The following is a 12775-nucleotide window of genomic DNA, read 5'->3' on the forward strand; positions in this document are numbered from 1 at the left end:
GGGCGCAGATAGGATTCGCCCCAACGCCTGTGGCTCAGAGCCATATTTCAGAATGATAAAAGGCCCGCCACCATCCCATGTGGGCGGGCTTTTTGTTTCGACGGTAGAAGAGCGTTCAAACGCCATAGCCGCACAAGCTCACAGCGCGTCATCAAACCGTAATAAGGAAAATAAAATGTCTAAACAGCGGATCTGCTTGATTGCACTGGGGATTTTGAGCGCTACACAAGCCATGGCCGACGGCCAGGCCGACGCCAAGGGTTTCGTTGAAGACAGCAGCCTGAAAGTGCTGCTGCGCAACGCCTACATCAACCGTGACTACAAGGACGGTAACAAGGACAAGGCCGAGTGGGGCCAAGGCTTCATCGGTACCTTCTCCTCCGGTTTCACCCAGGGCACCGTGGGCGTGGGCGTCGACGCCTTCGGCCTGTACGCGTTGCGCCTGGACGGCGGCAAGGGCCGCAGCGGTGCCGGCGGCATCGACTTCTTCAAGCAAGACAACAGCGGCAAGGCCGCCAACGACCTGGCCAAGGCTGGCGCCGCGGTCAAGTTCCGCATCTCCAACACCGTGCTGACCTACGGCGACCAGATGCCGGCCCTGCCGGTGCTGAACTACGACAATGCGCGCCTGCTGCCGGAAAGCTACACCGGTACCCTGATCACCTCCAAGGAGATCAAGGGCCTGGAGCTGAACGCCGGTCGTTTCACCGCCGAATCGCGCAAGAGCGACGAAGGTCGTGACAGCGGTGGCCTGAAGTCCATCAACGTGTTGGGCGGCAGCTACCAGTTCACCGAGCAGTTCAAGGGCGCCCTGTACGCTTCCGACGTCGAAGACGTGCTGAAGAAGCAGTACATGAACCTGAACTACGTGTTCCCGCTGGCCACCGACCAGTCCCTGACCCTGGACTTCAACGGCTACCGCACCAAGCTGGACAAGTCCTACGCCAACAAGGCCAAGGCCGGCGGCCAGGACAACAAGATCTGGAGCCTGGCGGCCACCTACGCCACCGGCCCGCACTCCTTCACCCTGGCGCACCAGCGCAGCACCGGCGACAGCCACCTGGGTTATGCCTATGGCGGCTACCAGCGTGATCAAGGTCGCGTGGGCGATGGCGGCAATACCATCTACCTGGCCAACTCCTACTGGTCCGACTTCAACGCCGAAGACGAACGCAGCTGGCAGCTGGGCTACGGCCTGGACTTCGGCGCCTTCGGCGTACCGGGCCTGACCTACAACGTGGCCTATGTGCGTGGCGACAACATCACCACCGCGACGTCTTCCGGCGGCAGCGAGCGCGAAATCTTCAACCAGTTCAAGTATGTGGTACAGAGCGGCCCGGCCAAGGACCTGAGTGTGAAGGTTCGCAGTTCGGTCCTGCGCGTATCGCAGAAGTCTTCCGACTACAACGTGGGTGGCAACGAACTGCGGGTATTCGTCGACTACCCGATCAACGTGTTCTGATGAACGCCTGATCACCACCTGGCGACAGGTGGCGCCATGCAAGAAGCCCCGACTGGTTCGGGGCTTTTTTGTGCCTATAAGGTCGCGGGCGACTTGTGGCCGTTTGATATCGATCTTGCTAAATTCCGTCCCCCCTTTCCCCTTCACGGATGATCTTGATGTTCCGTTCCCTGTTGTCCGGCCTGTGCCTGCTGGGTGTCGCCAGCATCGCCCAGGGCCAGCAAGCGACCTCGCCCGAGCAGTTGCTGAGTGATTTCTCCCGTTGCGACGCGCAGTTCTTCCAGAGCCTGAACACCGCCCAACTGCCGGCCGGTACCTTGAGCCTGGCCCAGTACGGCGCGGTCAAGGCGCCCCAGGTCATGAACCCGCTGCAGGAAGGCGGTCGCTACCAGCCGTTCGCGCAGCCCTTGGTGGTCAAGGGCGTGCGCCTGGTGGGTTATTACAACGAAGCCATGTCGATGAAGTCGGTGGGCAATATGCTGTTCTGGGGGTTCGTCGCCGAGGGCATGCCCCAGGACGTGGCCGCGCGCCTCAAGCCGCTGCTGGCGGATAACGCCCGCTTGAAGGACGACCGCGGTGCTTTCAGCCGGGTGGAGATTCGCCGGGTCGGTGATCCGATCCAGCAATGGCGGACCCAGGGCCAGGCCGGTGGTGGCGTGGCGACGCCGTTCGGTTTCGTCGAGCGGGTCCTGAGCATCGACAAAGGTATCGACAAGGAGCCGATCGCCGGCCGCACCACGATCTTCTGCAGCTTGCAGGGCACCGTCACCGCGCCGTTGCTGCAAGTCTATCGCCCTGACCTCAACGCCCATCTGCTGGATTGAACGCCATGCCTTCATCGTCTGTTCGTGGAGCGCTATTGCTCCTGGGATCCGTGCTGTTGACCGGTTGTGCCGGCCTGCAGAGCCAGGACCAGATCAACTATGCCCATTGCCGCATGGTGGGCCAGGCCGCCAAGGCCGAGAAATTCGACGTGGTGCTGCAACAGGCCGACCTGTGCCTGGAGAAGAACCAGTTGCCGCCGGGCATGCAGAGCCTGGTGTACTGGCTCAAGTCCGATGCCTACGCCAGCTTCAAGCGCTATCCGCAAGCGATTGCCGCCAAGGAAAAGTCCATCGCCCTGGAAGGCAAGCCCGATGCCCGTGCGGTGCTGGACCTGAGCCGCCTGTATCGTGAGGCGGGCAACCCGCAGAAGTCCCTGGAACTGGTGCAATCCAACCTCGACGCCAACCTGGGCGAGACGGGCAAGGGCGGCGGCTTCAACATGCCGACCTACTACCACCTGGGCCAGACGCTCTACGACCTGGGGCAATACCGCGAGGCCGCCGAAGCCTACAGCACCGGCCTGCTACGCCAGCCAGACTATGCCTGGGCCTTCTATCACCGCGGTCTTGCCTACGACAAACTGGGCCTGACCGACGATGCCCGCAGCGACTTCAGCAAGTTCGCCAAGCTGGTGAACCAGAAGTACGTCGAGCCCCAGCACCAGGCCAAGCTGGCCCAGTACAAGATCAGCCTGCCCTGAGGCAGAGGCGGGTCGCACCATGAAACAAAGGCTCGTCATTGACGAGCCTTTTTTTGCCCTGGCACCTGCCCTCAGTCGTCGTACTTGAAGGCGAACTTCAGCTGGTCACCTTCCAGGTAGACCACCGCCTCGCGGCCATGCAGGTCGATCGGGCGTGCCGAGACGGCTTCATGCTCGGGCACGATCTTGAACAAGGTCTTGTACTGCGTGTCGACTCGCCAGATACAGGCCCGCGGCCCTTCGTTGTCGAAGTACATGATCGGGCGGGTAGCGCTCCAGGTCGGGTTGACGATGCTCCAGCCCTCCTCGGTGTCGTTGTGCGCGGTGACATTTTCACTGTAGGTATTGTGGCTCTGCTGGTCGTAGTCCAGGGACAGGCTGGAATTGTCTGCATTCAGGTCCTGGCCCACCCGCGCCCGGGCATGGCGCAGGGTATTGGAGGGCGTCTGGTACGACTTCAGGCTGGCCTCGGGCGCGCTGCGTGAACCCAGGCGGTAGGTCATGCTTTGCTGCAAGTCGCCACCGATACGCTGGCGGTAGTACAGCAACCCACCGTCGAACCCGGCGAAGCGCAGGCCCTGGTCGTTGTTGCCCTGGGCGGCCCAGCCGGTGAAGGCGATGTCCCGGGCGATGGGATACAGGCCCGGCTGGTCATCGGCATATTCATACAGGGTCCCGACAAAGCCGCCCTGGTCCCGCTGGTACAGGCCGGTGAACAGCACCACGCGCAACACGCCATCGATCACCTGGGCGTCGACGATCTGCTTGTCGCCCCGAGGGGGTACGGCAGGGAAGGCCGCCAACGGGAAGCGCTGCCAATGCTCGGCTTCATCCAGACGGTACTGGCGCGTCGGGTCCATGGGCAGCAACTGGTTCTGGCCCGGGGCCGGGGGGATCGGCAGCGGCGCGAGCATCTTCAACTGGGCGCGGTAGGCCCCCTCCAGGCAGTCGTCCGACGTGCAGGTATCGCGAACCTCGCGCAGCCAGCGCACTTGCAGCAGGCGAAACACCTGCAGGTGCTTGAGCTCGTTGTAGCGACGATTCAATTCATCGTCCTGGGCGGAGAGCTTCGGCGCGTTGCAAACCGCCTTCTCGACCGAGGTCGAGGCCTTGGCACAGTCGAAACCGGCGGCGCCCGCTTGCGGTGCGAGCACGGCCAGGGTCAGGCCGGCGGTCGCCAGGGACAGCAGGGAAAGCTTCATCGAAACATCCTTGTAGGGAAGCGAAACGGGATCAGGGATTGGTGAAGGTCTGTAGATAGGCCAGCAGGTTGTCGATTTTCTCTTCGTCGCTCAAGCCCCAGAAAATCATCCGGGTGCCGGGCACCACGCCCTTGGGATCTTGCAGGTACTGGGTGAGCTTGTCCCGGGTCCAGACGATGCCCGAGGACTTCATCGCCGTCGAATACTGGTAGTCCTGGGCGCTGCCGGCCGGGCGGTCGATGATGCCGTTCAGCTCGGGCCCGAACGAACTGCGCACCGAAGGCCCGATATTGTGACAACCACTGCACAGGCGCTTGAACAGTTTGGCGCCGGCTTCGGCATCGCCGGCCACGACCGGGGCGCTGAACAGCATGGAGTGGAGCAACAGGGCGAGGATGGATACGGCGATGGGTTTCATGGAGGCCTGCGTGCAGCTGGAGTCGGCGGCTATTGGAGCATGAAGCGCATGCCTGGGGGGAGCCTTGCCATGCAAGGCTCGCAAGCGCCCACTGAATACCCAGTGGCGGGCCCTTCTGGACAAGGTCGTAGACACACCCGTCCTGGCGATAATTGACCCCGTGACCCGGTCGCCGGCCAACGCCGAAAAGCCCGACAGGAACTTCCGGCCTTGGTGTGAGCTTTTTAGTTCAGAGCCATTGTTGAGTTGATAGGCAGTATTTGATTTTTGGGTAGTTGCGTTTTACATGAATTCAAGCCCGTTCAAACACTAACCCAATCATGTAAAACAGGCAGGCGATGCGCACTTGATGCGCATCGCCTGCCAACATTAAGCGGTAGCTACTACAAAAGCGTTCAATTGATAATCCGCCACTACTTGCGCAAAGGCGGTGCGCGGCTTTTTGGTTGCGGTGCCTAGATTCGAATCATAAACCTGCATTTCCGTGGCGCTAATGATGTAGATGCCAATGACATGCCTATCATTTCCCGCCCAGATTTTAGTGCCGGTGTTGTATGTCGAAAAGTCCTTGGTAACCTGGTCCTTCGACTTGGACTTGCCGTGTATCGCCTGCTCCGCCGCTTTTACTTGGGAGGCCAAGCTATTCGATGCCTCAATCACTTGCTGAGCCAACTGGATCTTGCCCGGATCGTCAAAGTTGCGAATATCGAACTTTGCCGGATGTTTGGCATCATTGAGCCAGGCGCTGGATAGCACAGCGCAGAACTGCCCTACATCTACCCAGTCGCCTTTGGGAGCACTTGATTGAATGATGTAGACGACATCGGGCAGGCCCAATGTATCCGGATTCAACCAAAGAAAAGGGTTAGGGGTTGTAATGCTGCCTACGGTAATAATATTAGCCATGATTTTTTCCTGCGCGTCATGATGAATGAGATCAAGGTTTCCAGCATGGCTGGCCTGCAGCATCCGCAATGTCATGCGCTGCCATGGTCAGGAAATACTGTTTTTTCGCTGCTGGAGTCGCTGTCGGCGCTTCCCAGTCAGCAAAAATAACGGTATAGGTCGCATCGTGGTTAACAACTTTCAGGCAGTTATAGGCAACCTGATCAAACTTGCTGCCGGGGTCATCTGGGCGAGTATTGGTTCCCACGACCAGATTCCCCTGAGTCCAAGCCAGTAATGATTGCCAGACTTCTACGGCCTCGGGATTTTGCGGCGTATGCAGTCCGGCGACCAACAGCGGTACATTGCCCTGGAATGAGCCGAGATTGACAGTACGGGTACCGATAATGGCATTGATCAAGTTCGTTCTGTCTGTATCGCTGGTGAAATTGTCGGTGCCAAATTCGACCAATTCTTCCCATGGAATAATATGGTGACGCGACAAGCCGCTGGCGATTTTATCATTAAAGGGATAGCTGGGACGGCCTGCTGCCATGGCAAAGCTGCATGTAAAGCTAAATAACAAGGCGAAACAAAGCATTACTTTCTTCATGATGAACTCCTTTCATTATTAACACCGATGGCCGTGGCCTATCGATCAGGCAAACTCACTTTTGCTCGAGTAATCAAACTTATAAATCGACGGATTGTGGTTTTGGACGCCTCCTTTGCCGCGCAGTATTTTGTTGCTTGGTAGGTAGAGCCTGGCGCTATAGTTCAGCCGGGTGTCGTAACCAGACAGTTAACGGTCTTTACGTCGCATCCACCGATCAAGTGGTGGCTCGGATCGACCCTGCCTTTAGAGCCAAAGGACTGGTTGTAGCCGGGAATGGGCGAACCCAGAACAGCCAGGGCATCACGCACTTGTATCTGGCTCGCCTGAGCCCACCTCATATAAAGATCGGACTCGGCACGAGCAAAGTTATCGCCATCTACCCGCACCGTTGCGTCAGCGGATGACTGAGCGTGTGCATTGGCAAAAGTGGCCAGCGTCAAGGCGACGATGCAGGCCATGGATGATTCGGGCATGTAGACCTCTGGCTCTTTCAAGTGGGCACTTTCTTTCAGACTGTATAAGCCCCTCCTTCTGGAAACTTGCCATTTGGTGCCAAAAGTACAACAAGCCAGTGTCGAGAAGGGCGCCATTGGAAGGCGCCCGCTAGTTGCGGGAAGGGGCAGGCGAAGAGCTTAGCGATCAACTTTCAAGAGCGAGCGGTAGCGCGCTGGTGAACTTCCGGTCCAGCGCTTGAAAGCTCGGGTAAAGTGCGCTTGATCACTGTAGCCCACCATGTAGGCAATTTCGGTTGCGCTGTACTTGCCGCTGGCAATCAGTTGTAGCGCTTCGTTGCGACGAGTGTTGTCCCGCAGGTCTTCGAAGTCGATGCCGCAATATTTGAGGCGACGCTGTAGCGTTCGGGAAGACAAGCCCAGGTTTCTTGATATGGCGGTCAGTGTGGATCGATTCTGATCCCCGATCCGTTCGATAAGCATGCCGGCGGCTTTCGCGGTCGACCTCAAGGCCTCGGCGACTTTCCAGGCGTCATCCCGGCCGAGCTGCACAGAGATGTCGAGTAACTCACGATCGAATTCGATCATGTTGTGCTGCGCGTTCATGTGCAGATTCGGCCCCAGGTACTTTTCCAGTGCCTCATTCCCTCGTTGCCTCGGGTTTTGCAAATGCACACGGATGGCGCATGGCTCTCCGGACATCAGCGGTACTTTTCTCAGCAGCGCCAGGGTGCCGAGAATGGCCTGCTTCGGATTCGCCCCGTGCTGTCCGGTGGATTGTCGGATCAGTTTCAGCGTACGGCCTTCGGTGACGATTCTTACGTCGCTTCCTTGATGCAGTAAGTTCGTATGGATCGCCGCCACTGCGCACGTCTGAGCGAGATTGGACGAACCCAGGATCAACTCGCCCCAGGCGCCGAGGGAGCGTACTTCGATCAAATACCCCGCCGTTGCACCCGCGAAGGGGTCCTGTGTGAGCGCGGTCATTTCACTGGCTATACGAAAGCAGGTCGCCCGGGGCATCCAGGCATCCGGGTATTGAAAAACCTGAGGGGAAATACCGTAACCTCGAAAGAACTCCTGCGGCGATACCCCATGCATGCTCAGGTAGGGCGCTATTTGCTGAAGCATGCTGAGTTTGATGGAGGACGTTGGGTGGGTCATGAGCGTTTGCACCTGCGTCGAAGGACCGTCCTGGTCCGCAGGGAAACACTAGCGCAAAACGTTCGACCCAGTCGTACCGACGACCGCGCAGCACCATAAGGGGCGAACCCGCCACAATATCAGCGTGGCTTCAGGCAGGGCGCGGCTGCAAGAAGCATGAGGCCAGTGCGCGAACTCAGGTGAAGCCAGAAGCTGGCGAGGGGGCAGGAAGCGAGTCTGAAGCTCCCGGGAACCGAGAAACCCTGCTCAAGGCATTGGGAGAGGATTTCTTGATCCTGGAAACGACAAAGCCCTCGCATCGCTGCGAGGGCTTTGTCTTATATGGTGCCGGCACCAGGAATCGAACCCGGGACCTACTGATTACAAGTCAGTTGCTCTACCAACTGAGCTATACCGGCGTGTCAGGGCGACGATTATAGCGATTGGCGGGGTTCTGTAAACCCCTGAAAACTGACTATTTTTGCCCGGGCCTCAGCGCCGGATGGGCCCGCAACCTGTCGTGGTTGCGGGGCCGGGCGCCTGGTGTGGCGGTTCAGATCGCCAGGCTGTCCACCACGCCGCCGTCCACGCGCAGGGCCGCACCGGTGGTGGCCGAGGAGAATGGCGAGGCGATGTAGGTCACCAGGGAGGCCACTTCCTCGACTTCGGCCACGCGCTGGATGATCGAGCTGGGGCGCTCGCGGCGCACGAAGGCGTCGGCTTCTTCCCGGGCGCTGCGACCGGATTGGCGCACCGCGTCGGCCACCAGGTTGGCCACGCCTTCGGTGAAGGTCGGGCCCGGCAGGATCGCGTTCACGGTCACGCCGGTGCCGGCCAGGCGCTTGGCCAGGCCATGGGAGACGGCCAGGTTGGCGGCCTTGGTGACGCCGTAGTTGATCATCTGCGCCGGGATGGCGACGCCCGATTCCGAGGACAGGAAGATCACCCGGCCCCAGCCGCGCTCGACCATGCCCGGGGTGTAGTGGCGGGACAGGCGCACGCCGGAAAGCACGTTGATTTCGTAGAAATCCATCCATTGCTGGTCGTCGGTGTCGAAGAAGTCGACATCGTTGTAGATGCCCAGGTTGTTCACCAGGATGTCGGCCTGGGGCGCGGCGGCGAACAGGATATCGGCGCCGGCCGCGGTGCCGAGGTCCGCGACCACGCCCCGGGCGCTGCCGTTATTGGCGTGGATGCCGGCGACGGCTTCCGCCACCGAGGCCGCGTTGCGGCCGACGATGACCACGCTGGCGCCGGAGGCCGCCAGGCTTCGGGCGATGCCCAGGCCGATGCCGCCGGTGGAGCCACTGATGATGGCGGTCTTGCCGCCCAGATCGATTTGCATGTTCGGATTCCTCATCTTGGGGGCACGAGACCTGTGCCGGTGATCGATTCGATATGGCGAGATCCTAAACATCGCCAGTAAGATCGCATATGACTTAATTGGTCAGACTTGAGTCCCTGAGGGTCATATGCTGGATCTTAGACAATTGCGTTATTTCGTCGCCGTCGCCGAAGTCGAGCACGTCGGCAAGGCGGCCGAGCAACTGCACATTTCCCAATCGCCGCTGAGCCGGCAGATCGCCCAGCTGGAAGAACGCCTCGGCCTGCAACTGTTCGAGCGTAGCCAACAACGCCTGCGCCTGACGTCCGACGGTCGCACCTTCCTCCACGAAGCCCGGGCCCTGCTCAAGCATGCCGAGCGCCTGGAGTCCCTGGGGCGGCGCCTGGGGCGTGGCGAGACGGGCGGGCTGTGCATCGGCTACGTCAGCCATGCGATCCATGCCGGGGTGCTGCCCGGTGCCTTGCGCCATGTGCGTGAAGAGCGCCCGGGTATCCATATCGCGCTGTACAACCTGTCGGCCCAGGAGCAGTTCGAAGGGTTGCGCCAACGCAGCCTGGACATCGCCCTGGTCTGCGAACCGCCGGCCACCGACGATCCGGAGCTTGTGGCCGCCCAGGTGTTCGACGACCCGCTGCGCCTGGCCTTGCCCCTGGGGCATCCCTTGGCGGACAAGCCCAGCATCGAACCGGCCGACCTGCACGAGCAGGACTGGATCATGGTCGAAGGCCAGTTGCAGCCCAGCCGGCGCGAGCGCTTCCTGGCCAGTTGCGTGGCCGCGGGCTTCACCCCGCAGATCCGCTTGGAAGCCGCCGAGCCGCTGAGCGCCCTGGGCCTGGTATCCGCCGGCCTGGGCCTGGCGCTGATCCAGCAGAGCATCCATGGCGAAGGCAACCCGAACGTGGTCCTGCGCGAGCTGCCCTGGTTGCAGCAGAGCACCGGCCTGTGGGCGGCCTGGCACCGTGTCGACCTGCGGCCGATCGTCGGGGATTTCCGCGAGATGGTGCTGGCGGGGGCGGCAAGCTGAACTTGGAGGGGCCTGGCTGGGGGCGGGGAGCGGTCCTAGGGCGATTTGACCTTTATAGTCTTAAGTCTGTCGAATTATGACTTGGACGGTCTCGTTTGGCCGGTTTTAGGATGCGCTCACTGGAGTTCACAAGCGACTCCCCCCAACCCGGAGCAATCCATGAGCCTCAAATCCTTGATCCCAACCCGCCTAGGTTTCGGCAGCGCCCCACTGGGCAACATGTTCCGCGCCGTATCCGCCGAAGAAGTACAGTCCACCGTCGATGCCGCCTGGAACAACGGCGTGCGTTACTTCGACACCGCCCCCTTCTACGGTGCCGGCCTCTCCGAAAGCCGCCTGGGCGCCGCACTGGCCAAGCGTCCACGCAACGAATACGTACTGAGCAGCAAGGTCGGCCGCATCATCCTCGACGAACTGGAAGACCCTGCCGCCCGTGAACTGGGCGAGAAGAGCGGCCTGTTCGAACACGGCAACCGCAACCGCATCGTCAACGACTACAGCGCCGATGCCACCCTGCGCTCCATCGAAGACAGCCTCGAGCGCCTGGGCACCGACCACCTGGACATCGTCTGGATCCACGACATCGCCCAGGACTTCTACGGCGACGAATGGCTGACCCAGTTCGAAATCGCCCGTACCGGCGCCTTCCGCGTGCTCTCCCGCCTGCGTGAAGAAGGCGTGATCAAGGCCTGGGGCCTGGGCGTCAACCGCGTCGAGCCGATCGAACTGACCCTGGACCTGGACGAACCCCGTCCCGATGGCTTCCTGCTGGCCGGCCGTTACTCGCTGCTGGACCACGACCGCGCCCTGCAACGGGTCATGCCGCAAGCGGTGGAGCAAGGTGTCGGCATCGTCGTCGGCGGTCCTTACAGCTCGGGTGTCACCGCCGGTGGCGAGCACTTCGAGTACCAGCAGGCCAACCAGCAAGTGCTGGCCAAGCTGGAGCGCATCCGCGCCGTTGCCCGTGCCCACGATGTGGACGTCAAGGCTGCGGCCCTGCAGTTCGCCCTGGCCCATCCGGCGGTGGTCTCGGTGATCCCCGGTTCGACCCGCCCACTGCACGCCAATGAAGACCACGCCGCCATCAGCGCGGTGATCCCGGCCGCCTTCTGGCAGAACCTGCGCGAGCAGGGCCTGATCAACCCAGTGGCGCCTGTTCCAGCCCAGTGATCCTACCCGCGCGGGGCCGCCTGGCGGCCCTGTCGCAAGCGTTTGCGACCTTATTGAAGGGGCTGTAGCCCCAGGAGAAATCATCATGGCCCAGGCCAAAGCTTCCATCGAACTGAACATTGACGCTGCGCGCGTCTGGCAACTGATCGGCGGCTTCGACTCGCTGCCCGACTGGCTGCCCTTCATCCCCCACAGCGCCCTGAGCGAAGGCGGCCGGGTCCGCAGCCTCAAGAGCGCCGAAGGCGACACCATCATCGAGCGCCTGCTGGACTTCAACGAAGCCGGTCGCAGCTACAGCTACACCATCCTCCAGGGGCCAGCCCCCGTGCGCGACTACCAGTCGACCCTGCGCGTGGTAGAGAGCGGCAAGGGCTCGCGCGTCGAGTGGTCCGGCTCGTTCGTGCCAGCCGGCATCAGCGACGCACAAGCCATCGAGCTGTTCACTACCATCTACGCCGATGGCCTGGCAGCGCTCAAGCAAGCCCTGCAAGGTTGATCGCGGCACCCAAGGCGCCGTGCCCGGCGGCGATCGCTCGTCGCCGGGCACGGCGTTTTTTCATGGGCGCGTTTCAACCCCGGTTCGCCACCGACTCGGCCAGGATGCACAGCAGCTCGAACATCAGGGTCGCGCCGGCCAGGGCGGTGGCGCCGCCGAGGTCGAAGGGCGGCGAGACTTCCACCACGTCGGCGCCCACCAGGTTCAGGCCGCGCAGGCCGCGGATCAGCTGCTGGGCCTGCAGGGTGGTCATGCCGCCGATCTCCGGGGTGCCGGTGCCGGGGGCGAAGGCCGGGTCGAGCACGTCGATGTCGAAGCTGATGTAGGTCGGCTCGGCGCCCACCACGCGCCGGGCTTCGGCCAGGGTCGCCTCGACGCCCAGGTCGGCGAATTCCTCCATGTGGATCACGCGGATCCCGCAGTCCTTGGCGAAGTCTTCGTCGTCGGCCGAGTAGATCGAGCCGCGGATGCCGATCTGTACCGTGCGCCTGGGGTCCAGCAGGCCCTCTTCGATGGCCCGGCGAAAGGGCGTGCCGTGGGTGTAGAGGTTGTCGCCGAAGTAGCGGTCGTTGGTATCGGAATGGGCATCGAAGTGCACCATGCCGATCGGCCGCTGGCGGGCCAGGGCCCGGAAGATCGGCAGGGTCACCAGGTGATCGCCGCCCACCGACAACGGCACCGCGCCGGCCTGGTGCAGTTGGCTGAAGAAACCCTCGATCTGTTTCAGCGAATCCAACAAGTCGATGGGGTTGACCGGGGCATCGCCCAGGTCGCCGACCCGCACCAGGTCATAGGGGGCGATACGGCTGACGTGGTGCACCTTGCGCATCAGGCTCGACTGGTTGCGCACCTCGCGCGGGCCATGGCGGGCGCCGGCGCGGTTGGTGGTGCCGCCATCCCAGGGCACCCCCACCAGGGCGATCTGCACCTGCGCCGGGTCGTCGAACAGCGGCAGGCGCATGAAGCTTGGAATACCGGCGAAGCGCGGGACCAGGGCAGCGTCTATCGGCTGCGGGAAAGACTGGGACATGGGCGAT

Annotated in this window: 14 protein-coding genes and 1 tRNA gene; 6 read left to right on the plus strand and 9 right to left on the minus strand. The window is 61.8% G+C overall.

From position 1 onward, the window contains the following. The first annotated feature begins 175 nt into the window (after positions 1-175). From H7A76_RS04005 to H7A76_RS04015, 3 genes are all read left to right on the plus strand, one after another. Complete coding sequence (locus H7A76_RS04005) at positions 176-1462, plus strand: OprD family porin (RefSeq protein ID WP_185697314.1); 1287 nt, start codon at positions 176-178, stop codon at positions 1460-1462. 158 nt (positions 1463-1620) lie between these two features. Further along, positions 1621-2286 carry a hypothetical protein gene (locus H7A76_RS04010; RefSeq protein ID WP_260497904.1) on the plus strand — a complete coding sequence of 222 codons (666 nt, stop codon included), beginning with the start codon at positions 1621-1623 and terminating at the stop codon, positions 2284-2286. A gap of 35 nt (positions 2287-2321) precedes the next feature. Next, a complete protein-coding gene (locus H7A76_RS04015; protein ID WP_022638839.1) occupies positions 2322-2987 on the plus strand; it encodes a tetratricopeptide repeat protein in 666 nt (221 codons plus the stop codon). A gap of 71 nt (positions 2988-3058) precedes the next feature. Here H7A76_RS04015 and H7A76_RS04020 read toward each other — a convergent pair whose 3' ends face one another. From H7A76_RS04020 to H7A76_RS04055, 8 genes are all read right to left on the minus strand, one after another. Then, a complete protein-coding gene (locus H7A76_RS04020) occupies positions 3059-4189 on the minus strand; it encodes a lysozyme inhibitor LprI family protein (RefSeq protein WP_185697316.1) in 1131 nt (376 codons plus the stop codon). 31 nt (positions 4190-4220) lie between these two features. Next, positions 4221-4607, minus strand: coding sequence for a c-type cytochrome (locus H7A76_RS04025; RefSeq protein WP_185697317.1), 387 nt, complete (start codon positions 4605-4607; stop codon positions 4221-4223). A gap of 369 nt (positions 4608-4976) precedes the next feature. Beyond that, positions 4977-5576 carry a hypothetical protein gene (locus H7A76_RS04030; RefSeq protein ID WP_185697318.1) on the minus strand — a complete coding sequence of 200 codons (600 nt, stop codon included), beginning with the start codon at positions 5574-5576 and terminating at the stop codon, positions 4977-4979. Further along, the gene (locus H7A76_RS04035) at positions 5545-6105 is read right to left on the minus strand and encodes a hypothetical protein (RefSeq protein ID WP_185697319.1); all 561 of its coding nucleotides are present in this window, start codon (positions 6103-6105) and stop codon (positions 5545-5547) included. Before H7A76_RS04035 ends, H7A76_RS04030 begins: the two co-directional genes overlap by 32 nt. Positions 6106-6269: 164 nt before the next feature. Continuing rightward, a complete protein-coding gene (locus tag H7A76_RS04040; protein ID WP_260497905.1) occupies positions 6270-6581 on the minus strand; it encodes a hypothetical protein in 312 nt (103 codons plus the stop codon). Between the two features lie 159 nt (positions 6582-6740). After that, the gene (locus H7A76_RS04045; RefSeq protein ID WP_185697320.1) at positions 6741-7724 is read right to left on the minus strand and encodes an AraC family transcriptional regulator; all 984 of its coding nucleotides are present in this window, start codon (positions 7722-7724) and stop codon (positions 6741-6743) included. Positions 7725-8046: 322 nt separating this feature from the next. Further along, positions 8047-8122, minus strand: a tRNA-Thr gene (locus H7A76_RS04050). Positions 8123-8256: 134 nt separating this feature from the next. Further along, a complete protein-coding gene (locus tag H7A76_RS04055; protein WP_185697321.1) occupies positions 8257-9048 on the minus strand; it encodes an SDR family NAD(P)-dependent oxidoreductase in 792 nt (263 codons plus the stop codon). A gap of 127 nt (positions 9049-9175) precedes the next feature. Here H7A76_RS04055 and H7A76_RS04060 point away from each other — a divergent pair, with 127 nt between their 5' ends. The 3 genes from H7A76_RS04060 (at position 9176) to H7A76_RS04070 (ending at position 11738) form a co-directional block, all read left to right on the plus strand. After that, entirely contained in the window at positions 9176-10072 is an 897-nt protein-coding gene (locus H7A76_RS04060) for a LysR substrate-binding domain-containing protein (RefSeq protein WP_185697322.1), read from the plus strand. A 159-nt stretch (positions 10073-10231) separates the two neighbouring features. Next, positions 10232-11242: an aldo/keto reductase gene (locus tag H7A76_RS04065; protein ID WP_185697323.1), complete on the plus strand. Its 1011-nt coding sequence runs from the start codon at positions 10232-10234 to the stop codon at positions 11240-11242. Positions 11243-11327: 85 nt separating this feature from the next. Beyond that, positions 11328-11738, plus strand: a complete 411-nt coding sequence (locus H7A76_RS04070; RefSeq protein ID WP_185697324.1) for an SRPBCC family protein — start codon at positions 11328-11330, stop codon at positions 11736-11738. A 73-nt stretch (positions 11739-11811) separates the two neighbouring features. Here H7A76_RS04070 and speB read toward each other — a convergent pair whose 3' ends face one another. Next, positions 11812-12768 carry an agmatinase gene (gene speB / locus H7A76_RS04075; RefSeq protein ID WP_022639209.1) on the minus strand — a complete coding sequence of 319 codons (957 nt, stop codon included), beginning with the start codon at positions 12766-12768 and terminating at the stop codon, positions 11812-11814. Between the last annotated feature and the right edge of the window lie 7 nt (positions 12769-12775).

The organism is Pseudomonas sp. MSSRFD41, assembly GCF_014230245.1.
GTDB lineage: Bacteria > Pseudomonadota > Gammaproteobacteria > Pseudomonadales > Pseudomonadaceae > Aquipseudomonas > Aquipseudomonas piscis.

Coding starts and splice junctions, on each gene's coding strand:
- H7A76_RS04070 (WP_185697324.1), top strand. CDS start 11,328: ATGGCCCAGGCCAAAGCTTCCATCGAACTGAACATTGACGCTGCGCGC.
- H7A76_RS04010 (WP_260497904.1), top strand. CDS start 1,621: ATGTTCCGTTCCCTGTTGTCCGGCCTGTGCCTGCTGGGTGTCGCCAGC.
- H7A76_RS04020 (WP_185697316.1), bottom strand. CDS start 4,189: ATGAAGCTTTCCCTGCTGTCCCTGGCGACCGCCGGCCTGACCCTGGCC.
- H7A76_RS04045 (WP_185697320.1), bottom strand. CDS start 7,724: ATGACCCACCCAACGTCCTCCATCAAACTCAGCATGCTTCAGCAAATA.
- speB (WP_022639209.1), bottom strand. CDS start 12,768: ATGTCCCAGTCTTTCCCGCAGCCGATAGACGCTGCCCTGGTCCCGCGC.
- H7A76_RS04035 (WP_185697319.1), bottom strand. CDS start 6,105: ATGAAGAAAGTAATGCTTTGTTTCGCCTTGTTATTTAGCTTTACATGC.
- H7A76_RS04060 (WP_185697322.1), top strand. CDS start 9,176: ATGCTGGATCTTAGACAATTGCGTTATTTCGTCGCCGTCGCCGAAGTC.
- H7A76_RS04065 (WP_185697323.1), top strand. CDS start 10,232: ATGAGCCTCAAATCCTTGATCCCAACCCGCCTAGGTTTCGGCAGCGCC.
- H7A76_RS04040 (WP_260497905.1), bottom strand. CDS start 6,581: ATGCCCGAATCATCCATGGCCTGCATCGTCGCCTTGACGCTGGCCACT.
- H7A76_RS04005 (WP_185697314.1), top strand. CDS start 176: ATGTCTAAACAGCGGATCTGCTTGATTGCACTGGGGATTTTGAGCGCT.
- H7A76_RS04025 (WP_185697317.1), bottom strand. CDS start 4,607: ATGAAACCCATCGCCGTATCCATCCTCGCCCTGTTGCTCCACTCCATG.
- H7A76_RS04055 (WP_185697321.1), bottom strand. CDS start 9,048: ATGCAAATCGATCTGGGCGGCAAGACCGCCATCATCAGTGGCTCCACC.
- H7A76_RS04030 (WP_185697318.1), bottom strand. CDS start 5,576: ATGCTGCAGGCCAGCCATGCTGGAAACCTTGATCTCATTCATCATGAC.